General features: G+C 64.3%; 18 protein-coding genes. 3 read left to right on the forward strand and 15 right to left on the reverse strand.

The features are described from left to right. Positions 1 to 6 precede the first annotated feature (6 nt). Positions 7 to 1,335, reverse strand: a complete 1,329-nt coding sequence (gene lysA / locus AUL38_RS09775; protein WP_059061588.1) for a diaminopimelate decarboxylase — start codon at positions 1,333 to 1,335, stop codon at positions 7 to 9. 86 nt (positions 1,336 to 1,421) lie between these two features. Here lysA and AUL38_RS09780 point away from each other — a divergent pair, with 86 nt between their 5' ends. Together AUL38_RS09780 and AUL38_RS09785 are read left to right on the forward strand one after the other, a co-directional pair. Beyond that, positions 1,422 to 3,038 (forward strand): CdaR family transcriptional regulator, encoded by a 1,617-nt coding sequence (locus AUL38_RS09780; RefSeq protein WP_059061590.1) that lies wholly within the window; start codon positions 1,422 to 1,424, stop codon positions 3,036 to 3,038. Positions 3,039 to 3,047: 9 nt separating this feature from the next. After that, a complete protein-coding gene (locus tag AUL38_RS09785) occupies positions 3,048 to 3,887 on the forward strand; it encodes a Sir2 family NAD-dependent protein deacetylase (protein WP_059061592.1) in 840 nt (279 codons plus the stop codon). Between the two features lie 221 nt (positions 3,888 to 4,108). On the opposite strand, the gene AUL38_RS09790 is transcribed toward AUL38_RS09785, so the two are convergent. From AUL38_RS09790 to AUL38_RS09845, 12 genes are all read right to left on the reverse strand, one after another. Then, the gene (locus AUL38_RS09790) at positions 4,109 to 7,507 is read right to left on the reverse strand and encodes a pyruvate carboxylase (RefSeq protein ID WP_059061594.1); all 3,399 of its coding nucleotides are present in this window, start codon (positions 7,505 to 7,507) and stop codon (positions 4,109 to 4,111) included. Positions 7,508 to 7,660: 153 nt separating this feature from the next. Further along, positions 7,661 to 8,416 carry an SDR family NAD(P)-dependent oxidoreductase gene (locus tag AUL38_RS09795; RefSeq protein WP_059061596.1) on the reverse strand — a complete coding sequence of 252 codons (756 nt, stop codon included), beginning with the start codon at positions 8,414 to 8,416 and terminating at the stop codon, positions 7,661 to 7,663. Beyond that, positions 8,416 to 9,177: an SDR family NAD(P)-dependent oxidoreductase gene (locus tag AUL38_RS09800; RefSeq protein ID WP_059061598.1), complete on the reverse strand. Its 762-nt coding sequence runs from the start codon at positions 9,175 to 9,177 to the stop codon at positions 8,416 to 8,418. The genes AUL38_RS09795 and AUL38_RS09800 overlap by 1 nt, the downstream gene beginning before the upstream one ends. 23 nt (positions 9,178 to 9,200) lie before the next feature. Then, positions 9,201 to 10,262, reverse strand: coding sequence for a proline racemase family protein (locus tag AUL38_RS09805; protein WP_059061601.1), 1,062 nt, complete (start codon positions 10,260 to 10,262; stop codon positions 9,201 to 9,203). Then, complete coding sequence (locus tag AUL38_RS09810) at positions 10,262 to 11,164, reverse strand: dihydrodipicolinate synthase family protein (protein WP_059061603.1); 903 nt, start codon at positions 11,162 to 11,164, stop codon at positions 10,262 to 10,264. Before AUL38_RS09810 ends, AUL38_RS09805 begins: the two co-directional genes overlap by 1 nt. 24 nt (positions 11,165 to 11,188) lie before the next feature. Continuing rightward, positions 11,189 to 12,433 (reverse strand): FAD-binding oxidoreductase, encoded by a 1,245-nt coding sequence (locus tag AUL38_RS09815; RefSeq protein ID WP_059061605.1) that lies wholly within the window; start codon positions 12,431 to 12,433, stop codon positions 11,189 to 11,191. 18 nt (positions 12,434 to 12,451) lie between these two features. Then, positions 12,452 to 13,831 carry an aldehyde dehydrogenase family protein gene (locus AUL38_RS09820; RefSeq protein WP_059061607.1) on the reverse strand — a complete coding sequence of 460 codons (1,380 nt, stop codon included), beginning with the start codon at positions 13,829 to 13,831 and terminating at the stop codon, positions 12,452 to 12,454. A 134-nt stretch (positions 13,832 to 13,965) separates the two neighbouring features. Next, a complete protein-coding gene (locus tag AUL38_RS09825; RefSeq protein WP_059061609.1) occupies positions 13,966 to 14,769 on the reverse strand; it encodes an amino acid ABC transporter ATP-binding protein in 804 nt (267 codons plus the stop codon). Then, positions 14,766 to 15,512, reverse strand: coding sequence for an amino acid ABC transporter permease (locus tag AUL38_RS09830; RefSeq protein WP_059061612.1), 747 nt, complete (start codon positions 15,510 to 15,512; stop codon positions 14,766 to 14,768). Before AUL38_RS09830 ends, AUL38_RS09825 begins: the two co-directional genes overlap by 4 nt. A gap of 23 nt (positions 15,513 to 15,535) precedes the next feature. Beyond that, positions 15,536 to 16,387, reverse strand: coding sequence for an ABC transporter substrate-binding protein (locus tag AUL38_RS09835; protein WP_059061614.1), 852 nt, complete (start codon positions 16,385 to 16,387; stop codon positions 15,536 to 15,538). A gap of 219 nt (positions 16,388 to 16,606) precedes the next feature. Next, positions 16,607 to 17,200, reverse strand: a complete 594-nt coding sequence (locus tag AUL38_RS09840) for a short chain dehydrogenase (RefSeq protein ID WP_059061616.1) — start codon at positions 17,198 to 17,200, stop codon at positions 16,607 to 16,609. After that, on the reverse strand, positions 17,197 to 17,907 hold the full coding sequence (locus AUL38_RS09845; protein WP_059061618.1) for a GntR family transcriptional regulator: 711 nt from the start codon (positions 17,905 to 17,907) through the stop codon (positions 17,197 to 17,199). The genes AUL38_RS09840 and AUL38_RS09845 overlap by 4 nt, the downstream gene beginning before the upstream one ends. A 112-nt stretch (positions 17,908 to 18,019) precedes the next feature. Between AUL38_RS09845 and AUL38_RS09850 the strand changes: the two genes are divergently transcribed. Next, positions 18,020 to 19,072 carry an Ldh family oxidoreductase gene (locus AUL38_RS09850; protein WP_059061620.1) on the forward strand — a complete coding sequence of 351 codons (1,053 nt, stop codon included), beginning with the start codon at positions 18,020 to 18,022 and terminating at the stop codon, positions 19,070 to 19,072. Positions 19,073 to 19,129: 57 nt separating this feature from the next. Here AUL38_RS09850 and AUL38_RS09855 read toward each other — a convergent pair whose 3' ends face one another. Together AUL38_RS09855 and AUL38_RS09860 are read right to left on the reverse strand one after the other, a co-directional pair. Beyond that, entirely contained in the window at positions 19,130 to 20,506 is a 1,377-nt protein-coding gene (locus AUL38_RS09855) for an FAD-dependent oxidoreductase (RefSeq protein WP_059061623.1), read from the reverse strand. 10 nt (positions 20,507 to 20,516) lie between these two features. Then, complete coding sequence (locus tag AUL38_RS09860) at positions 20,517 to 21,530, reverse strand: polyprenyl synthetase family protein (RefSeq protein WP_083506769.1); 1,014 nt, start codon at positions 21,528 to 21,530, stop codon at positions 20,517 to 20,519. Between the last annotated feature and the right edge of the window lie 5 nt (positions 21,531 to 21,535).

Here is a 21,535-nt window from a genome sequence, read left to right on the forward strand (position 1 = left end):
TGCGGGTCAGCGGGTGAAGGCGAGCACGGGTGCGTGAGTGGCGAGGAGGTCGTCGTAGGTTTCGCGGCGGGCCGCCAGGCGGGCAACCCCGTCACGCACGAACACGATCGCGGGTTTGAGTGCGCCGTTGTAGTTGTTTGACATGGTGTAGGCGTATGCGCCGGTGACGGGCATGACGATGAGGTCGCCGACTCGCGGCGCCGGCATCGGGGCGCCGTCGACGAGCAGATCGCCCGACTCGCACTGTCGCCCGACGACCTGAGCGCTGTCGGTCCAGGGCTCGTCGATCCGGTTCGCGAGGACCGCCTCGTAGCGTTGCTGCGTGAGCGCGATGTCCATCTGGTCCGCGAGCCCACCGTCGACCGCGACGAAGACCTCGCCGGTGCGCTTCACGGACACGACGCGGTAGATCGTCACGCCGGCGCGCGCCACGACGGATCGCCCGGGCTCGATCATGAGCTTCGCGTCGGCTGGAAGGTGGGCCTTCGCCGCAGCGACGACAGCGTCGAGGTACGCCTCGACGCTGGGCGCTTCTTCCCCGTACGTGTACTTCACGCCGAGTCCGCCGCCAACATCGTAGGTACGGAAGGTGCCAGTCGAGGAGATGTTCTCAACGGCCTGCGCGAACTGGGTCGTGTTCAAGATCTGTGAGCCGATGTGGAGGTGAACGCCCTCGAAATCGATGAGGGGCATCGCCCGCATGCGTTCGATCGCGGACTTGGCCTGGTCCATGGGCAGCCCGAACTTCGACCGCGCGCCGCCCGTGGCCTGCGAAGCGTGTGTTTCGGCCTCAACGCCGGGGATGACGCGAAGCAGCACCTTCTGAGGTGAGGTGAGGAGTCGCTCGAGGCGATCGATCTCGTCCTCGTTATCGACGATGATTGTGCCGATGCCTGCGTCGATCGCGAGCTGGAGCTCAGCGTCGGTTTTGGCGTTTCCGTGGAAGTGAATCCGCTCGGGGTCAACGCCCGCAGCGAGGGCAAGCTTGATCTCACCGCCGCCGGCCACGTCGACCGACAGGCCTTCCTCCTGCGCAACGCGGTACATGCCGACCGCGGGGAGCGACTTCGATGCGTACAGCACCTCGGAGTTCGGCCAGCGCTCGCGCAGCCCATCGATGAAGCGGCGGATCTGGCGACGCAGCCCCGCGTCGTCCATGACGTGCAGTGGGGTGCCGAATTCTTCGGCGAGTTCGCTGACCGCGACACCGCCGATGGCGAGCTCGCCACCCTCGGGCCCTACGACCCTGCTGGACTCCTCAGGGAGTATGCTCCACAGTTCTCCGAGCCGTGTATTGGCCGGGGCGGGCTGAGCCGTCGTGAGTTCGTTCGACAAAGGTGTCCTCCAGTTCGCGTCGTTGCGAAGCCAGCCTAGGACGGAGTGCGTGGTCATTTTTTGTGGAAATCGGATAGATTTGCCGAATGAATGCAGGAGAACCGCCAACACTGCTCTCGAGGTCGCTCCGGCTCGGGGAACTCGTCGACCATCTAGGGCCACGCACAGTGACCGCCCTCGGCGCGTTGAACGTCAACGTGCCCGTGCTCGGCACCGAGTTCTATGACGCGATGGACGAGCTCCCCGACCAGGCGGGCGTGCTGCTCATCGTGCCCTCGGGGTCGACCCTCGACGTCGTCGCACTGTCCGCTCTCGCTGCCCAGGCAGCAGAACTGCGCTACGCGGCACTTGCGCTCAAGTGCGCTGACGACACTGCTCCGACCATTGCCGCGATCGCGGAGACCAGCGGGATCCCGATCCTGCGCGTGGTTGAACGCGTTGGCTGGCGACTCTTCGAGGCGCTTGTCGGCGGCCTGCTGGGTGAGCAGCGCAGCACCGAGAGCGCGCGCCCAGATCACGGTTCGGAACCCCTGTTCGCGCTCGCCAACGAACTCGCGGGCCACTTCGGGGGTTCGGTCGCGATCGAGGACCTGGGGCGCAGAATCGTCGCGTACTCATCCGTCCCAGGCCAGCTCATTGACTCCCTCCGCACACGCGGTATTCTCGCGCGTCGGGTGCCCGAATCGCCGTTCAATGACGACCAGTACCGTTCAGTGATCCGCTCCGATGAGCCCATCAAGTATCCGCAGCTCGACGACGAACTCCCGCGAATTGCCTGTGCGATCCGCGCGGGCGCGCTACCGCTCGGTACGATCTGGGCCATCGACGCCTCGGGGGAGGAGGCACTCACACCAACGCAGGTGGAGCACGTGAAACGGGCGGCGGGGCTTGCTGCCGGACACATGCTCGACGATATTCGTGTCCGTGAGGCGGGGCAGGCGCCTCGCGAAGAGCTGCTGCGCACCATGCTCTCGGGCAGGGGCGTCGCGGGTTCCGAACTGGTCGAGCTCGGCATCCCCGAGGAACGCGGCGCGCAGCTGCTCGCGTTCGCCCCCGGAGCCAACGAACACCCGACCACGCTCGCACAGCTCCGGACGACCGTGCAGCGGCATCTCGCCCTTCACCGCCCCGAGACCGCGACCGTGGTGCGTCGCGGCCGCGTCTACGCCCTCATCTCGTTTGAAGAGCCCGCAGCGCTCGCACGCATCATCGACCCACTGCTACCGATCCTCGATAGGCTCATCGGCACCGACGACGGCGCGGGGATCGTCATCGCAGTGCCCGGCAGGACGCACAGGGTGGGTGGAGTCGCAGAGTTGCGCGAGCGAGCCGATTGGCTGTTCGACACCGCCGCCCAGTCGCCATTCCGAGCAGGCGACCGTGTCCTCACCGTCGAAGCGCTCCGCCCACAACTCCTGCTCTCGCGGGTGAGCGACCTGTTTGCTGCCGACGCCACACTCGTCGACCCCCGGCTCGACCGGCTCGCGAGGGAGCATGCGTCCGTAGCCGATGCCGTGCTCTGGTGGTGCGAATCCTTTGGAAACGTCACGCGCGCCGCGGCAGGAGCTGGAGTGCACGAAAACACCATCCGATACCGACTGCGGAAAGCGGAAGAGCTCACTGGGGTTTCTCTTGGAGACCCCGACACCCTCCTCGCCGTGTGGCTGCAACTGCGGGCGGCCCGCTCAGGGGCGCCAACGTAAGCTGGGGGCGTGAACGCAGCACTCCCTGAAACCCAGCTCGCCGAACTCATCTCGTTGTTCGAGCGCGGCACCGTCGCGGTGCTCACCGGCGCCGGAATGAGTACCGACTCAGGCATTCCCGACTATCGCGGAGCTGGCACGCCGCCGCGCACGCCCATGAACATCGCGCAGTTCACCGAGGACGCCCATTACCGGCGCCGCTTCTGGGCCGGAGCCCGGATCGGGCAGAACAGCATGAGCACAATCGAACCCAACGACGGGCATCGCGCCCTCGCGCGGCTCGAAGCCGCCGGGCACATCGAGGGCGTCATTACGCAAAACGTTGACGGCCTGCACAAGCGAGGCGGAACCCGCACCGTCGTCGAACTCCACGGAGGGGGCGGCACCATGCGCTGCCTCCAGTGTGGCGAACGATGGACGCGTGCGGAAACCCTCAGCTGGTTCGACACGCTCAACCCCGGCTACGCGGAGCGGAACGCCGACGCAGAGATCGCCCCCGACGGCGACGCACTCGTGGGTGAAGTGGAATCGGTACGGGTACCGCTCTGCCCGGGCTGCGGCGGCATGCTCCGGCCCGACGTCGTGTACTTCGGGGAGACCGTCCCCGTACCCGTGTTTGAGGCCGCAGCATCGCTGGTCGAGCGATCGACGGCGCTGCTCATCGCCGGGTCATCCCTCGCCGTCAACACGGGGATGCGACTCGTGCACAAGACCGAACGGCGGGGAAACCCGCTCGCGGTGATCAACCGCGGGCCGACCGCCGTTGACCGTCGCCCCGCCCTCGCCGTCCGCATCGACGCCGGCACCACCGAAACGCTCACGGCGCTCGCCGCAGCACTCGGAGCGTAGCGGGCTGGCGTTCTCGCGCAACTCCCCGCCGAAGTGCCATAACCTCAGCGAAGTCAGGAGCTTTTAACGGTAAAAAACTCCTGACTTCGCTGACGACATGGCAGTTGAGCGAGGCGCGGGCGGAGGCAAGCGCGGGCGCAGACAGGCGGGCGCGGCCTGCCTGCGGGGACAGCACAGAGGGTGGTTGCCTGGGCTAGCCCAGGCAACCACCCTCACGCGCGTTACTCGATGACGAGGACGAGGTCGCCTGCCTCGACACCGCGGGTGCCGTCGAACGCGAGGCGCTTGACGACGCCGGCGACGGGGCTGGTGATCGCGGCCTCCATCTTCATTGCCTCGATCGTCGCGATTGCCTGGCCCGCAGCGACCGAGTCGCCCTCGGCGACCTTCACGGTGACGGTGCCCGAGAAGGGCGCGGCGATCTGGCCGGCCGCGGTACGGTCTGCCTTCTCAGCGGTGACAGCCGTGACGGTGATCCGCTCGTCCTTCACGAACACGGGACGCAGCTGGCCGTTGACGCGCACCATCACGGTGCGCACGCCCTTCTCATCTGCGGCACCGATGGCTTCGAGGCCAACGTAGAGGCGCACGCCGCGGCTGAGGTCGATCGCGTGCTCCGCGGCGGGGTCGAGCCCGTACAGGTAGTCGCCGGTGTCGACGACCGAGAGGTCACCGAAGCGCTCGCGTGCCTCCTCGAACTGCGCGGTGGGCGCCGGGAAGAGTAGCCGGTTGAGCGTGCTGCGGCGTGACGCGCTGTCGCCGTCGAGCTTCGCCTCGTCCTCGGGCGCGACGGGCGCGACCTCGATAGAGACCTCGCGGCCCTCGAGCACGCGTGAACGGAACGGCTCGGGCCAGCCACCCGGGATCTCGCCGAGCTCGCCCGCGAGGAAGCCCACGACCGAATCAGGTACGTCGTACTTCTCGGGGTTCGCCTCGAAGTCGGCCGGGTCGGCGTCGACTGCTGCGAGGTGCAGCGCGAGGTCACCGACGACCTTTGACGATGGGGTGACCTTCGGGATGCGGCCGAGGATGCGATCCGCCGCGGCGTACATATCCTCGATCTTCTCGAAGTTCTCGGAGAGGCCGAGCGCGATCGCCTGCTGGCGCAGGTTCGACAGCTGGCCGCCCGGGATCTCGTGCGTGTACACGCGACCCGTCGGCGCGGTGAGGCCAGACTCGAACGGCTTGTACAGGGTGCGCACGGCGTCCCAGTACGGCTCGAGCTCGTACACGGCGTCGGGGTCGATGCCGGTGTCGCGCTCGGTGTTGGCGAGCGAGGCGACGAGGCCCGAGAGCGACGGTTGGCTCGTGGTGCCCGACATCGGGGCCGAAGCCGCGTCGACCGCGTCAACGCCCGCGGCCGATGCTGCGAGGAGGGTCGCGAGCTGGCCGCCCGGGGTGTCGTGCGTGTGCAGGTGCACGGGCAGGTCGAAGCGTTCGCGCAGCGCGGTGACGAGCTTTGCTGCCGCGGCCGGGCGGAGCAGCCCAGCCATGTCCTTGATCGCGAGCACGTGCGCGCCGGCGTCAACGATGCGCTCGGCGAGCGACAGGTAATAGTCGAGCGTGAACTTGTCCTCGGCTGGCGAGAGTAGATCGCCGGTGTAGCAGAAGGCGACCTCGGCGACGGCTGAGCCGGTCTCGCGCACGGCGTCGATCGCGACGCGCATCTGGTTCACGTCGTTGAGCGCGTCGAAGATGCGGAACACGTCGACGCCGGTATCGGCAGCCTCACGCACGAAGGCCTGGGCGACCTTCGGCGGGTACGGCGTGTAGCCGACGGTGTTCTGGCCGCGGAGCAGCATCTGAATCGGCACATTTGGCAGCGCCTCGCGCATCGCAGCGAGCCGCTCCCAGGGATCTTCGCCGAGGAACCGGAGCGCGACATCGTACGTCGCACCGCCCCACGCCTCGACGGAGAACAGCTGCGGCGTCATGCGGGCGACGTACGGGGCAACCGCGACGAGGTCTCGGGTGCGCACGCGGGTCGCGAGCAGCGACTGGTGCGCATCGCGGAACGTGGTGTCGGTGACGGCGAGCGCAGTCTGCTCGCGCAGGGCCTTCGCGAAGCCCTCGGGTCCGAGTTCGAGCAGCTGCTGGCGGCCGGCAGCCGGCGCGGGCTCGCTGAGGTCGAGCGACGGCAGCTTCACGGCGGGCTCGATCGTCTGCGGGCGTGCGCCGTTCGGCTGGTTCACTGTGACGTTCGCGAGGTGCTGCAGCAGACGGGTCGCGCGATCCTTCGGCTTATTCAACGTGAGCAGCTCGGGCCGCTCCTCGATGAACGCCGTCGAGACGTCGCCCGCCTGGAAGTCGGAATCCTCGAGCACCGACTGCAGGAACGGGATGTTTGTTGCGACGCCGCGGATGCGGAACTCAGCGAGCGCGCGGCGTGCGCGCACGACGGCGTCCTCGAAGGTGCGGCCACGGCACGTGAGCTTCGCGAGCATCGAGTCGAAGTGCGGGCTGATGTAGGCGCCAGGGTTGATGGTGCCACCGTCGAGGCGCACGCCGCTGCCGCCGGGGGAGCGGTAGGCCGAGATCCGGCCGAGGTCGGGGCGGAAGCCGTTCGCGGGATCCTCAGTGGTGATGCGGCACTGCAGGGCGGCGCCGTGGATCTGGATCTTGTCCTGCGTCAGGCCGAGCTCTGCGAGCGTCGCGCCAGCAGCGATCCGCATCTGCGACTGCACAAGATCGACGTCTGTGATTTCCTCGGTGACAGTGTGCTCGACCTGGATGCGCGGGTTCATCTCGATGAACACGTGCTCACCCTTGCGTTCACCCTCGGTGTCGAGGAGAAACTCGACCGTGCCAGCGTTCGCGTAACCGATCGACTTCGCGAACGCGATGGCGTCGCGGGTCATTGCGTCGCGCTGCTCCTGCGTGAGATTCGGCGCTGGCGCGATCTCGACGACCTTCTGGTGGCGGCGCTGCACCGAGCAGTCTCGCTCGAAAAGATGTACTGCCTCGCCGGTGCCGTCCGCGAGGACCTGCACCTCGATGTGGCGCGGACGCAGCACGGCCTGCTCGATGAACATGGTTGCATCGCCAAACGCGCTCTCAGCCTCGCGCATCGCAGCCTCGAGGGCTTCACGGAGATCCTCTGCGCGCTCAACGCGACGCATGCCGCGACCGCCGCCGCCGGCGACCGCCTTCGCGAACACCGGGTAGCCGATGCCCTCGGCTCCTGCGATGAGCGCCTCGACGTCAGTTGAGGGCGGTGTGGATCGCAGCACCGGCACGCCAGCGGCGATCGCGTGCTCCTTCGCGGCAACCTTGTTGCCTGCCATTTCGAGCGCCTTGCGGCCCGGCCCGATGAACGTGATCCCGACGGCCTCTGCCGCTGCCGCGAGCTCGGGATTCTCGGAGAGGAAACCGTAGCCGGGGTAAATCGCGTCAGCGCCGCACTCCTGCGCGACACGCACGATCTCGGCGATATCGAGGTACGCCCGCACGGGGCCGCCCTCCTTGCCGATGAGGTACGCCTCGTCTGCCTTCAACCGGTGGAGCGAGTTGCGGTCCTCATACGGGTAAACAGCTACCGTCTTCGCGCCCAGTTCATTTGCAGCGCGAAAAGCGCGAATCGCGATCTCTCCGCGGTTTGCAACCAGAATCTTTTCGAACATCGTCTTCGAGTTCCTCCCTTGGGTGGCCGTTCAGGTCTGTGCGCTTGGTAAGCGACGGGCCAGTGTCCGCCGCAGATCGTCCTGCGGCTTCTCAGCATGAGATTCGGAGCCTAGCCGTTGTTGTGAACAAGGGGCCCCGACCCCCGACCCAGACTAACGCACGTAATCGGCACCTGTGATATCTATCGTGCTCCCTGTTGTGTGCCTAGCCCGCCCGGTGGCGAGGAACGCGATCACTTCGGCCACATCGCTCGGCGGCGTCACCTCACCGAGCGGGAGGGCATCGAGCACCGACTGCTCGAGGGCTCCGTCTGCGAGATCTGTTGCGACCCAGCCGGGTGCAACAGCATATGCAAGTACGCCCTCGTGGCCGTAGCCCCTCGCAATCCCCTTAGTGAGTGCGAGCAGACCACCTTTCGCGGCACCGTATGCGAGGTGCTCGGCGTCATCACCCCGGTGAGAGGAGCGGCTCGCAAGGTTCACGATGATGCCGCCCCGGCGCTTGCGGAAGTGAAGGATCGCTCGACGGCTCAGTTCCGCTGGTGCGATGAGGTTGAGCCCGAGGTTAGCCTCCCAGCCGGCATCCCACTCGCTAGCTGGCTCTAACGACGACGGGAGCCAGGCACCCGCGTTGTTGACAAGCACGTCGATATGTCCGAAAGCGCGTTCGGCCCGGCTCCAGACCTCACGGGCTCCTCCGGCGTCCTGGAGGTCGCCGGTAACGAGGGCACCGCGGTTCCCGAACAGCGAGATCAGGCTGTCGGTGTGTGCAGAGGCGGATCTAGCGTGCACAATCACCGACGCCCCGCGCTGGTGGAGGAGCTGCGCTGTCGCGCGGCCGATACCGCGGGAGCTTCCGGTGACGAGCACGGTACGTCCAGCGAGCTCAAGCTTCGTGAGCGCGGACACTAGGCAACCGCCTGGGCGCCAGTGATCTCAACGCAGGCCCCGCATACAAACTCCGCCTCATCCGAGGCGAGGAAGGCGATGAGCGCCGCAACCTCGTCCGGCCTACCGATGCGCCCGAGCGGCACCATCGCATCGAGATCTGCGATCGTCTTGCCCTTTTCAGCGATGCCTCGCTCGAGCATCGGGGTGTGGATCTCACCCGGGCACACGGCGTTGACGCGCACATTGGACGGCGCATAGTCACGGGCAAGGCTCTTCGTGAAGGACACTACGGCTGCCTTCGTGACGTTGTAGGCAATGTGCCCGGGTGCCGGGGTCAGCCCCCATTGCGAGGCAGTGTTGACGATGGATCCTGTGCCCGCCGCGATCATGCCGGGCAGCACTGCTCGGCACATGTGGAACAGCGCGTCGACGTTGACCGCGAAGCTCAGCTCCCAGTCAGGCTCGCTTGTCTCGAGCAGCGCGCCGCGGCGCATCGCTCCAGCATTGTTCACGAGGACGTCGATTGCCCCGCTTGGAGATGCGGCCTCAACCTCTGCGACGGCAGCACGGCAGGCTTCGGCCAACGTGAGATCGAACACGAGTTCCTGGGCCTCCCCGCCCGCCTCGCGAATGCCTGCCGCGACGGTTACCGCATGCTCGGCAACTGCGTCCGCCACATAGACGTGTGCCCCCTCCGAGGCGAGCCGCCGGCAGGTTTCTGAGCCGATCCCGCCGCCCCCGCCGGTGACGAGTGCAACTTTGCCTGCGAAACGCTTCATGATGGTGTCTTTCTGCTGGGGGCCTAAGCGGCCCAGATGTCGCCGAGGGTATATCCCTCGCTGTACGGGTCAGACGGGTCGAGCTGCCATGTCGCGCGGCCGGTGATCCAGCCCCTACCAGTGACGGTCGGAAGCACAGCGGAGTGGCCGCCGAGGTCGACTTCGCCCACCAGGCGGCCGATGAACTCGGATCCGATGATGCTCTGGTGGGAAAAGTCCTCGTGCAGCGCGAGCTGGCCACGGGCGTGCAACGCCGCCATGCGAGAACTCGTACCGGTGCCGCACGGTGAGCGGTCGAGCACACCCGTCCAGCTCTCCTCCCGTAAGGGATCGAGCGGTGCGCTCGTGAGTACGTTCGCGTTGCGCGCCTGCTTTCCTGGCAACCTGTCTCCGTTGTGGATCAGCGCCATAGCAATTTTGTTGATCGACGGGTTGCTTGGGTGCGCAACGCTGATCTGCTCGAGTGCGGCCATTTTAATGAGCGCTCCGGCGCGGGTGAGCTGCTTTGCGTTCTCCGGGATGAGCTCAATATTGAGCTGTGCTGCGTCGAGCTGCACGAAGAACTGACCACCAAAGACCACGTCGACACGTAGTGCTCCGAACTCCGGCACTGTGATCGGACAATCAAGCTCTACCGCGTACGATGGCACGTTCGCGACAGTCACGGTCTCGACCTTGCCGTCGACGACGTGGGCCGTCGCTCGCACGACGCCGACGGCTGTATCGATCACCACCTCGGTTTCCGGGCCGCGCGCTGGAACGATCCCAGTCTCTATTGCGGCGGTGACGGCACAGATCGTGTTGCTGCCCGACATTGGAGTGAACCCGCCTTGCTCGAGCACGATGATCCCAAAGTCCGCGCCTGGGGTAACGGGGGAAACGAGGAAAACGCCGCATGTTGCCGGGTAGCCCCTTGGCTCCCGCAGCAGGAGCTTCCGCAGGCCGTCAAGCTCGCGCACGCAGTAGTCAAAGCGCTCGGCCATTGTCTCGCCGCGCACGAAGCGATCGGCGTTCGGAACAATGCGTCCAGGCTCACCCTCTGCGTGCACCTCGATAGTGTTGACCGAGAAGACTTCGCGCGTCATTAGGCGAGCAGACCGAGTCGATCGAGGGAAGCGGCAATCCGTTCGCGGTCTACGTCAGCGAGCGGCAGCAGCGGTTCCCGCACCGGGCCTGCAACGTGGCCACTGAGCTCGATCGCAGCTTTGATTCCGGCGGGGTAGTTTACCGACTCGAGCACTGAACTCAACTCCCACAGCGGTGCCCAGAGCTGGCGGCCACGCTCGAGATCCTTCTCTACAGCGATCGTCTGAAATAGCTCTGCGGCGTGAGCGGGGGCGATCGAGGCAACGCCCCATACCGAGCCCTTTGCTCCGAGGGAAATGCCGAGAAAGGTGAGGGTGTCCCAGCCATTGAATGCCGTGATGTTTTCGGTGCGGCTCGTGAGTATATCGGTGAGGGTGACGGCGTCTCCGGAGGTGTCCTTGAAATAGTTCACCCCGTCGATCGTGCCGATCTCTGCGAGCTGAGCAGCGTCGAGATGGATGCCGGTCGCGCCGGGAACGTTGTAGTACATGATCTCTAGGCTTGTCGCCGCAGAGACGCGGCGGAGGAATGCCATGAGCTGATCAAACGAGAGCGGGTCGTAGAACGGTGGCACCACCATGACGGCGTCCGCGCCGACTTCCTCCGCGTACGTCACGTACTCGACTGCCCCGGCAGTACTGGTGCTGCCGACGCCCGCGATGACCTTGATTCGCCCGGCGGCAGCTTCTACATTGAGGCGGATTGCGGCGCGGTACTCGGCATCACTCAGGCTGAAAAACTCACCGGTCGTGCCTGTTGGCACGACACCCGAGATCCCTCCGGCGACCATGCGGTCGATTTGATCCCGCAACGCGAGCTCGTCAATTGTGGAGCCGTCTGCGGAGAAAGGGGTGGGGATCGCGGCAAAGATCCCAGTGAGGTTGGCGTTCTTACGAGTCATGATTGTTCCTTTTGTGCGTGGGTACTAGCGACCGCCGCGAAAGCGGGCGGGGGAGAATGGGGCGAGCAGAGGAGACTCGTGCCCGTCACGGATGAGATCCGTGACGACTCGAGCCGTTGCGGGGGCGAGCGTGACTCCGAGCATGCCGTGCCCTGTCGAGACGAAGCCGTTGCTTAGCCTGGGGAGGCGACCGATGATGGCAAGCCCATCTGGGGACATTGGCCGCATGCCTGCTCGGGGCTTGATTTCCGCCTTGGCGGGAGGCTCCCAGTCTCGGAAGTACTGCCCAGGGGCGCGGAGAATCGCGTCAACGCGAACTTGGTTGATCTTTTCGTCCAGTCCGCCAAACTCCATCGTGCCCGCGAGCCTGAAACGGTCGCTTAGCGGAGTGGTGGCGACCTTCGCATCATGAAGGTTGGTTGCCCCACGTAGCCCGAAGGGGGCAACCTCAACGCAGTAGCCCTTCCCGGAGCGGATCGGGAGATTCGCGCCGAAGATCCGTGACAGCTCGCCGCTCCACGCACCGGCGGCAAGGAGGAAACGGTCTCCCGCGAACACCCTGTTGCCTGACGACACGCTCAAGATCCGGCCGTCGTTGATCTGCGCAGCGTCGATCGCCGCGTGCTCAACCACGTCAACTCCGAGATCCACAAGCTTTGCCCGCATTGCCGCGGCGAACCCGCCGGGGTCGAGGTGGAGTTCCTTCGGGAAGTACAGGCCACCCTCGACACTGTCGTTGAGCAGCGGTTCATGTTCGCGAACGGCATCACCCACGAGAGACTCCGGTGAAAGACCGTAGCGCTTCGTGAGATCGACATAGCCGAGGTGGTGGTGCATGAGCTCTTTGTCAGTGAACGCCATTAGGAGGCCCTGGTGGTGGAGCTCGTAGTTGATACCGTCGGCCCGGTAGTCATCGAAGAGATGCACCGAGTCTTCTGCAAGCGCGAGGTGCGCCGCGAACCCGGCCCGCTGCGACTTTGCATTGGATGCTCGAAACATGCCGAGCATGAACGAGATGAAGTCGGGCTTGAGTGACGGCTTGATGTAGAGCGGGCTGTCGGGCCGGGTCATCCACTTGAGCGACTGGAGCACGACACCAGGCCCTGGGACCGGGGCAGACTCGGCTGGAACGACCCAGCCGGCATTCACATCGCTCGCCCCCTGGCCGGTGTCCCGCTGATCGATTACGGTGACGGTTTCTCCCGCGCGGGCGAGGTGGTAGGCAGACGTGAGACCGATGACTCCGCCTCCAATAACGACTGTGTGCAACTCGGTATCCTTCCGAACCTAGTTGGCCGCTACGAAGTAGAGGCGCTTGTTGACGAACTCATCGATACCGACCGGCCCCATTTCGCGCCCAAAACCCGAGCGTTTAACACCTCCGAACGGAAGTTCTGCTGCCTCGGCCGCGATGATATTGACATGTGCCATGCCAACCTCGAGGCGTGCGGCGACCCTCGCAGCGCGGGCCTCATCCCTGGAAAACACCGATCCGCCGAGACCGAGCGCACAGTCGTTCGCGAGCTCGAGTGCCTCCTCATCGCTTGATACCCGGTATACGATCGCTACAGGACCGAAAATTTCCTCACTGTATGAGTCAGATCCTCGTGGTACCCCGGTGAGTACCGCCGGGGAGTAGTAAGCGGCGGACCCATCGCACAGTTCACCGCCAGCCTCGAGGGTCGCACCCGCGGCCACTGCGCGCGTAACCTGGGCGTGCACAGTTTCAGCCGCTGCGCGTGATGAGAGCGGTGCGTACGCACCCGGCGGGAGGTCGAGCTGGTCACCCGGGACCAGTCCCGTCGCGAGCTTTTTCAGCTCGGCGACGAACTCATCGTAGATGTCGGCCATGACGATGAGCCGCTTGTTCGAGTTGCAGACCTGGCCGCCGTTATAGACACGGAAGTTCCAAGCTTCTGCGGCAACTGCGGCCACGTCGTCAGCATCGAGCACCACCATTGGATCGATGCCTCCGAGTTCGAGGACGCATTTCTTCAGGTGGGTGCCGGCCTTGGCGGCGATGATGGCACCCGCACGCTCGGAGCCGGTGAGTGATACCCCCTGCACACGGGGGTCGGCGATCATCGTGGCGATCTGGGCATGTGAGGCGCGAACATTCTGGTAGGCCCCAGTCGGCACACCAGCCTGCTCCATGATGTCTTGGATGAAGGCCGCTGAGCGCCCACAAATATCCGCGTGCTTGAGGAGGATCGTGTTTCCGAGCAGCAGGTTGGGCGCAGCAAATCGAGCGACCTGGTAGTAGGGGAAGTTCCACGGCATCACCCCGAGGAGCGCTCCGATTGGAAGGCGCTCGATCATCGCTGTGCCTGGGATCGTGCTTGGGATTTCGTTGGCAGTGACCAGGCTTGGTCCGTGCACCGAGTAGTACCGGATGATGTCGGTGGCAAAGTCAACCTCATCGAGAGACTCGGGAAGAGACTTGCCCATCTCGAGCGAGATGAGTCGAGCGAGGTGGCTGCGCTGTTCTGCGAACAGGTCTGCGACCCGGCCAACAACGGCCGCTCGCTCTTGCACGCTGCGCTCACGCCAGCCGCGGTAGGTCGCATCCGCGCGCTCGAGGAAGCCCTCGATATCGGCGTCGGTTGCGGACTCAAACTCCTCGAGAATGTCGCCCGTCGCGGGGTTTTGGACCCGGTACTTTGCCATGTTATTCCTTGCCTGTGGCGAGGCGAGCCTCGCAGCGATGTGGGTATGACTGCCCTGTGGGCACAGCTGGACTGCGCCCCACAAGGAGGCGCTGAGCCAGTGGGGTGCACAACTCGGTTGTGCACCCCACCTCGTTAGAACCTGACCGCGTCGACGAACTTCTTCAGTTCGGGATGGTCGGTCTGGTTGAAGGCCTCGCGCGGTGTCGTGTTGACTGCGATCTCGCCTTCGTGGAAGAACACAAGGCGGTCCGCTGCTTTCGAGGCGAACGCCATGTCGTGGGTTACGAGGGCAACCGCAATCCCCTCGTCCTCCTTGAGTCGTTGCAGGACGCCAAGCACCTCGGCCGCGACTGGGGGATCAAGCGCGCTCGTGATCTCGTCACACAACAGCAGCTTCGGCTCCATCATGAGCGCTCGCGCGATTGCGGCACGCTGCCGCTCACCACCTGAAAGCTGGCTCGGGCGGCTATGCAGATGCTCCGACATCCCCACTTCCGCGAGCGACTTCTTCGCTCGCTCCATCGCCTCCTCCTCGCTGAGCCCGAGCTTCTTGCGCGGAGCAAGCGTCAGGTTTTTCGCAACGTCCATGTGTGGCCACAGGGTGTAGGACTGGAAGATCATGCCGACGTATGAGTCGACCTCTTTCCATACGGGCGTGCGCTGCTGGTTCTCAAAGACAATCTCGCCATCGAACATGATCCGCCCCTCATCGGGGTCTGTGAGCCCTGCGAGAGCGCGAAGGAGCGTGCTCTTTCCAGACCCAGACTTGCCAATGATGACGGTAATGTCGCCCATGAGCATATCGAAATCGACGTTCTTCATGACCTGGCGGTCTCCGAAGCTCTTCTGGAGACCGCGGGCGGAGACGAGTGCCTCGCCGATGGACGCTGTGATCGTCCGGACCCCACCCGATCGTGGCGCGCTATGCTCGCTCATGCCGTGACCTGCACTTTCGTTCCTGGGACCAGCTGGGCTGCGACGGACTTGCTCTTCTTGCCACCGCGGCTGTTACCTGCCATCATGTTGCGTTCAATGCGGCTGAGAATGAGCGACACCGGGAACGCAACGACGAAGTACATGAGTGCTGCGGTGGTGAGGATCTCAAGTGCACGGTACGACTCGGACGCGATCTTGTTCGCAGTGAACATCAGGTCAGCGACGGCGATCGTTGAGACCAACGCTGTGTCCTTGAAGAGTGAGATGTTCAACGACAGGATGACCGGGAGTTGCTGCCTGAGGGCCTGCGGTATGACGATGTGGAGCATCCGCTGCCAGTTGGTGAGCCGCAGCATCTTCCCCGCTTCGATCTGTTCGATCGGCACGGCCTGGAAGCCGGAGCGGTACGCCTCAGCCATGAACGCAGTGAGGTTGAGCGTGAGCGCGATAACAGCTGAGATGACTCCCGGGATCGTGATTCCCGTAAGCGTCGGCATTGCGTAGTACACCCAGAACAGCTGGATGAGAAGTGGCGTGCACCTGAAGAGCTCGATGTACCCCTGGGCAAGCCAACGGACAACCTCGATCTGCGACATGCGCATGAGCGCGACGGGAATGGCGAGCACCATGCTGATCGCGATCACGATAACCGCGATCAGCAGCGTCATGCCGAGGCCCTCGAGTAGCCTCGGGAAGTTGCTGGTGACGACATTCCAGTCGAAGTCGTAAGTTCTGAGCATCATGAGAGTAGTTAGGTAGGGTCCGTCTACTTCATCCGGAGATCGCCGAGGGTTTCGACCTCGATGATGCCGGCCTCAGCGAATGCGCGTGAGAGTGAACCGTCGTTCTGCGCTCCGCGGATGGCAATGTTCAGCACCTGCAACGAGCGAGGATCGATGTTTGCGTTGACGCCGTAGTTGGAATCCTGAGTGAAGATGGCGGGCTCCGGAACCACGATCTTGAGGGAGGGGTCCTTCTGGGCAGCATCTGCGACTGTGGGGAGATCTGCGAAAGCAGCAACAGCGCGCCCAGCTTTCATTGCAGTTACTGCGTTCGGGATGCTCTCGGTCGTCATCAGCTCGACTCCCAGGGACTTGATTGCGGGCTCATACGAGGTGCCGCTCGCCAGGGCGACAGGCTTGCCCGTGTTGACGATGTCATCAACGCTCGTGAGGCCCGAGTCGGCCGGGACGATGAAGACGCCCTGATAGGTGTAGACCGCGTTGGTGAACTGGATTGCAAGCGACCGCTCCGAGGTTGAGTCGAGGTACGCGGCGACATCGAAGCGATCCGCCTGTAGGCCGGACACCATCTTGCTCCACTCCGCGGCAACGGGGGTGAACTTCACGCCCATTTCGTCCGCGAGCTTCTGAAGGGGGAGGACGTTCGGGCCACCCATCTTCCCGTCGGGCTGCTCGGCAGTCATAGGAGGTGCCGAGGCGATTCCCACCCGAAGCTCGCCCTGCTTCTTGATCTTTGCGAGCCAAGCACCTTCGGTGGAGGCAGCTGGGCCACTCCCACCTCCGCCCCCGTTGAGGGTGGAGCCGAAGAATCCGGCTGCGACGGCCAGGATCACGGCGCCGAGAGCCGCGAGGATGATCTTGCTTGTCTTTGACATCGTTGTCTCTTTCAGTGTTCGGGTAAGGGCCGGACGTCGCCCACATCAGATGGACGCTGCGGAGTGGCGAGGGCGCCACCCAGACGTAACTGTCTTACAATCCGACAATAGCGTCATGCTGTCTTACAATCAAGCTGCCAGTGAAAATTGTCCTGAAAGTCGACAAACCCCTGACCTCTCCTGGGCCAAAGCGGCGGAGGTCAGGGGTTTCGGGGTGGGTTAGTTGACTTCGTAGCTGCGCCCGCTCTCAATGCCCTCAACCGAACGCACGAATGCGAGCCCAACGCGTTCCGAGGGCACGGGCTCAAACCCGGCGAATAGGGCATGGTACCCGTGTGCTTCCCGTAGAACCGAGGGGCTTACGGCATTGATTCGGATACCGCGCGGAAGCTCCGGTGCGGCGGCCATCACAAACGCCTCAATTGCACCGTTTGCGAGTGAAGCTGCCGCACCGGTGCGAACCGGCTCACGCGCGAGGATTCCCGTCGTGAGTGTGATCGATCCACCGTCAGTAAGGTAGGGGAGGGCGCTCGTAAATACGGCTAACTGACTGAAGACCTTCCCGCGGTATGCGGCATCGAAGTCGTCAAGGCTGAGGTCAGAAGCGGGCTTGAATGGTGCCGATCCAACCGCGCAGATGACCGCGTCCACCCGCCCCACTGTCTCGAAGAGCCGCTGAATTGAGGCGGGGTCCTCAATGTCTACCCCGGGGGTTGACGTGCGCCCAACTCCGATGACTTCATGGCGAGGAGCGAGTGCCGCAACGGCGGCAGAACCTATGTGGCCAGTGGCTCCGATGACAAGTGTCTTCATAGGCTGCTCCGTTCCGCGAGCATCATGGCGACGATCTCGTCCGCGCTCACGAGGGTGTGGGCGGAGATGGCGTCCCGGATCGTATCGAAGTCTCGGGTTCGCAGCGCTTCCATGAGGGAGAGGTGTATCTCGTACTCGCGCTCTGGGTCCGAGCGGCGCCGCTGGTCTTCCGCGAGCGCGATGGTGAGTTGGGCTGCGGTGACTGGCCAGAGTTTTTCGAGTAGAAAGTTTCCGGAGGCTTCCCAGATGCACCGATGAAACTCGAGGTGGGCGTCGTGCTGAACAACCGGATCCGAGTTGTATACGTTGACGGCGTAGGTCTGCCAGCCGCGCTCAATCGTTGCGAACTTCGCTCCGGTTCGGTCGTTGAGCACTGCTTCGACGGCGACCATGTCGAGGGCCGTCCGGCTGACTGCGATGTCGTGTATAGCAGCGGGATCGAGCTGTGCCACACGCAGCCCCTTGTAAGGCTGTTTGGTGACGAGGCCCTCCTCGGCTAATGCGTTGAGTGCTTCGCGGACGGTCGGGCGGCTCACGCCCAGTTGGTCGGCAAGACGGGCCTCAGTAAGCCTGTCGCCGGGGTTCAGGGAGCCGAGAATGATTGCTCTGCGGATTTCGAGCCTTACCGCGTCTCTGCGCGAAAGGCTCGTTATCTTTGCTGGACCTGAGACGCCGGGTCCAACTGGTCTGGAGTCGAGTGGGTGCATGGCTCTCCTGTTGAGCAGAATCACTGGCCGGTGTGCCGGGTAGGGCTACGTGCCCAAATTACAATATTATCTTATTGTCAGACAATGTGGTTTTGTCATCAAAGGGGAACACGTGGTTGATTTCAATCCTGCCAACTCGGAGAATACATCTCGCTCAGCATTGGGCTCTCAGATTCGGTTCGAGGCGCTCGAGGCCAGAATTCGATTTCTGCTTGAGCAAGCAGGGGCCGATCCCGGTGTGGCGGCGGTCCTTGCGGAGAACTGCGCCAGTTGCGAGCGTGACGGTGCGGTGAGCCACGGTGTGTTTCGGGTGCCTGGTTACCTGAAATCATTGCGAAGCGGCTGGGCCGACGGGGCTGCGGTTCCCCGAGTGGAGGAATCCAGTGCGGCATTCATTAGGGTTGACGCGGCAAATGGGTTCTCCCAGCCCGCGATCAACGCGGCATCCTCGGTGATCGACGAGGCGCTGGAGAGCGTAGGGGTTGCCGTGGTCGCAATCCGAAACTCACACCACTTTAGCTCCCTGTGGCCAGATATCGAGCCGTTCGCAAGACGTGGGGTATTGGGGATAACGATGGTGACGGGTGGTGCGTCTGTGATTCCCCGTGGTGCCGATCGAAAGATGCTCGGAACGAACCCGTTTGCGTTCGCAACCCCGGTTGCTGGGAGCGACCCCCTCGTCATGGACTTTGCAACCTCCACAATGTCCCATGGCGATCTGCAGCTCCGAGCTCAGGCAGGAGAACCTGTCCCCGTTGGAACAGGTACTGGCACGCATGGCCGCGACACGACCGACCCTGACGAGATACTCGAGTCTGGAGGGTTGCTCCCATTCGGTGGACACAAAGGAGCAAACATATCGATCATGGTCGAGATTCTGGCCTCAGGCCTCACCGGCGGAGCCTTCTCCTACCGTGACGACCTGGTGTTTGCCGAGGCCCCAGAAGATGGCGGTACCGCACGGACGGGGCAACTCCTGATCCTCATCGACCCCGAGCGAGGCGGAGACGGCAGCTTTGCTGACCGTATCGCGCAGCTTGTTGCGGAACTCCGTGCCTCGGGGCTGGAGCGGCTTCCCTCGGACCGTCGGTATATGGCGCGGGCGCGCGCCAATCGGGAGGGCATTCCCGTCACGGATGCCGTCAGAATGCTCTTTGCTGAGTAACGCGTGAGGCGCCGGTCCTTGGTGGCCCGTGGCGTGCGCCTCACGCGCGAGCGGTCGTTATTCTCCGCGCGAAACGCGGGTCATCTCGTCGCGCGAGACAACCTTGATGCGCGTGCGCCCGGCTGCTTCGCCAAGCGACAGTTCGTGCTCGTCGAGTCGGTGCCACCCGTCGAGGTTTGTGTATGGCACCCCCCGATTCGAGAGTAGCTCAGGAATGATGTTCGCGTCACCATGCTCGGGTTGCCACCATGTAGTCGAATCCTCCATAAGGCGCTCAAGCGTCTCCATAGCGTCCGATTTTGTGTGGCCGATGAGGCCGATGGGGCCGCGTTTGATCCACCCGGTCGCGTACACCCCGGGGATCTGAGCGCCCTCGAGATCGAGCACGCGGCCGCGGTCGTTCGGGATCACGCCGCGATTCTCATCAAACGGAATCTCGTCAAGCGGTGAACCGAAGTAGCCGACCGCGCGGTAGAGCGACTGCATCGGGATCACCTCGAACTCGCCGGTGTCGACGATGCCGCCCTCACCATCGGGCGCGGTGCGCTCGATCTTCAGACCGGTGACCCGGCCCTCTTCGGTGACGACCTCGACAGGCTTCGACCAGAAGTGCAGGTGCAGGCGACGCGACGACGGCTCGGTTTCGCCGGCCTCGCGTGCACGCTGCTCGTCCCGCCACTTGTCCATGATGCGGGTCATGACCGTGACCTGCTTGTTCTTCGCGAGCACCTCGTCGGCGTACGGGTCGGCGTGCGCGAAGTCGCGTTCGTCGATCACCATGTCGACGTCGCGCACCTCGCCGAGCTCACGGAGCTCGAGCGGCGTGAACTTCACATACTTCGGGCCGCGGCGCCCGAACAGGTGCAGCTCCTCGATGGGGTTCGCCTTGAGCCCGTCGTACACGTTCTCGGGGATCTCGGTGACGAGCAGGTCATCGGCGTGCTTGATGAGCATGCGCGACACGTCGAGTGCGACGTTGCCGTTGCCGATGACGCCGACAGACGCGGCCTCGAGTGGCCAGGTGCGCGGCACGTCAGGATGGCCGTCGAACCAGCTGACGAAGTCAGCGGCACCGTACGATCCCTCGGCGTCGATGCCGGGCACGCCGAGCATCGCATCGCGGATCGCGCCCGTCGAGAAAATGACAGCGTTGTAGTGCTGCTTGAGGTCGTCGAGTGTGAGGTCCTGCCCGTAGCGGACGTTGCCGAAGAAGCGGATCTCGCCGCTGTCGAGCACGTCACGCAGGGCGTTGATGATGCCCTTGATGCGCGGGTGATCGGGGGAGACGCCGTAACGAACGAGCCCATAGGGCGCAGGGAGTTGCTCGAAGAGGTCAATCTCCACCTCGAAATCACGTTCCGCTTTCAACAGCAGGTCTGCAGCATAAATGCCGGCTGGTCCGGCCCCCACAATGGCCAGGCGCATTTTGCTCATACCCTCGGAACTACCCTTCCCTCGAAACAATGGATTCCGCCATGCGCTCAAGCGCGCGCTTCACCGGCGATTTGGGCAGCACGTTCAGTGCTGCGACAGCTTCGTCGGCCCAACGCTGGGCGGTTGCCTCGGTCTCGCGCGTCACAACATGGTTGTAGAGCGCGTCAACCTCTGGATCCATGACCGACAGATCGGCGCCGTCAGCAATCGCCTGCACGCCCGCGTCGATGCGGGTGAGGAGCGCTTGTGCGTCGGTATCGCCTGATGCGGCACGGTTTCGAAGGAGGAGCAGGGGGAGCGTTGCGACGCCCGCGCGGAGGTCAGTACCCGCACGCTTGCCCGTTTGCTCCTTTTTTGGGGAGAGATCAATGACGTCGTCGATGAGCTGGAAGGCGACGCCGATGCGCTCGCCGTACTCGGTGACGGCGTTCGCGTGCTCAGCACTGCCGCCGCCGAACATGACGCCCATGCGTGCAGCAGTCGAGATGAGCGCACCGGTCTTGTCGGCGAGCACCTGAATGTAGTGCGCGATGTGCTCATCCTCGGGCTGCGGGCCGACGGTCTCGTGTAGCTGGCCGAGGCAGAGCCGCTCGAAGGTGCGCGCCTGGAGCAGGATCGCGTCCTCGCCCATGCCGGCGACGAGCGACGAGGCGCGCGCGAACAGCAAGTCGCCCGCGAGGATCGCGACCGAGTTCGACCACACCATGTGCGATGCGGAGACGCCGCGACGCAGAGTCGCTTCGTCCATGACATCGTCGTGATAGAGCGAGGCGAGGTGCGTCATCTCGACGGCGACCGCAGCGCGGCGGACGAGCTCGTTCGGGCCGTCTCCGAGCTGACTGGTGAGTACCGTGAGCATCGGGCGGATCCGCTTGCCTCCGGCCTCAGCGAGGTAGCGAGCGGGTGCATCCGCGACGGCAGAGGCGAAGCCGAGGTTCTCAAGGAGACTAGCCTCGATGAGGTCAAGCTCGCGCTGCAGTTCTTTCGCCTGACGACGATCCCCTGCGCTCTGGAAGAGTCGCATCGGCA

The sequence above is a fragment of the Leucobacter sp. G161 genome (genome assembly GCF_001482305.1).
Classification (GTDB): Bacteria; Actinomycetota; Actinomycetes; order Actinomycetales; family Microbacteriaceae; genus Leucobacter.

Coding starts and splice junctions, on each gene's coding strand:
- AUL38_RS09780 (WP_059061590.1), top strand. CDS start 1,422: ATGAATGCAGGAGAACCGCCAACACTGCTCTCGAGGTCGCTCCGGCTC.
- AUL38_RS09790 (WP_059061594.1), bottom strand. CDS start 7,507: ATGTTCGAAAAGATTCTGGTTGCAAACCGCGGAGAGATCGCGATTCGC.
- AUL38_RS09800 (WP_059061598.1), bottom strand. CDS start 9,177: ATGAAGCGTTTCGCAGGCAAAGTTGCACTCGTCACCGGCGGGGGCGGC.
- AUL38_RS09805 (WP_059061601.1), bottom strand. CDS start 10,262: ATGACGCGCGAAGTCTTCTCGGTCAACACTATCGAGGTGCACGCAGAG.
- AUL38_RS09810 (WP_059061603.1), bottom strand. CDS start 11,164: ATGACTCGTAAGAACGCCAACCTCACTGGGATCTTTGCCGCGATCCCC.
- AUL38_RS09820 (WP_059061607.1), bottom strand. CDS start 13,831: ATGGCAAAGTACCGGGTCCAAAACCCCGCGACGGGCGACATTCTCGAG.
- AUL38_RS09825 (WP_059061609.1), bottom strand. CDS start 14,769: ATGAGCGAGCATAGCGCGCCACGATCGGGTGGGGTCCGGACGATCACA.
- AUL38_RS09830 (WP_059061612.1), bottom strand. CDS start 15,512: ATGATGCTCAGAACTTACGACTTCGACTGGAATGTCGTCACCAGCAAC.
- AUL38_RS09835 (WP_059061614.1), bottom strand. CDS start 16,387: ATGTCAAAGACAAGCAAGATCATCCTCGCGGCTCTCGGCGCCGTGATC.
- AUL38_RS09840 (WP_059061616.1), bottom strand. CDS start 17,200: ATGAAGACACTTGTCATCGGAGCCACTGGCCACATAGGTTCTGCCGCC.
- AUL38_RS09845 (WP_059061618.1), bottom strand. CDS start 17,907: ATGCACCCACTCGACTCCAGACCAGTTGGACCCGGCGTCTCAGGTCCA.
- AUL38_RS09855 (WP_059061623.1), bottom strand. CDS start 20,506: ATGAGCAAAATGCGCCTGGCCATTGTGGGGGCCGGACCAGCCGGCATT.
- AUL38_RS09860 (WP_083506769.1), bottom strand. CDS start 21,530: ATGCGACTCTTCCAGAGCGCAGGGGATCGTCGTCAGGCGAAAGAACTG.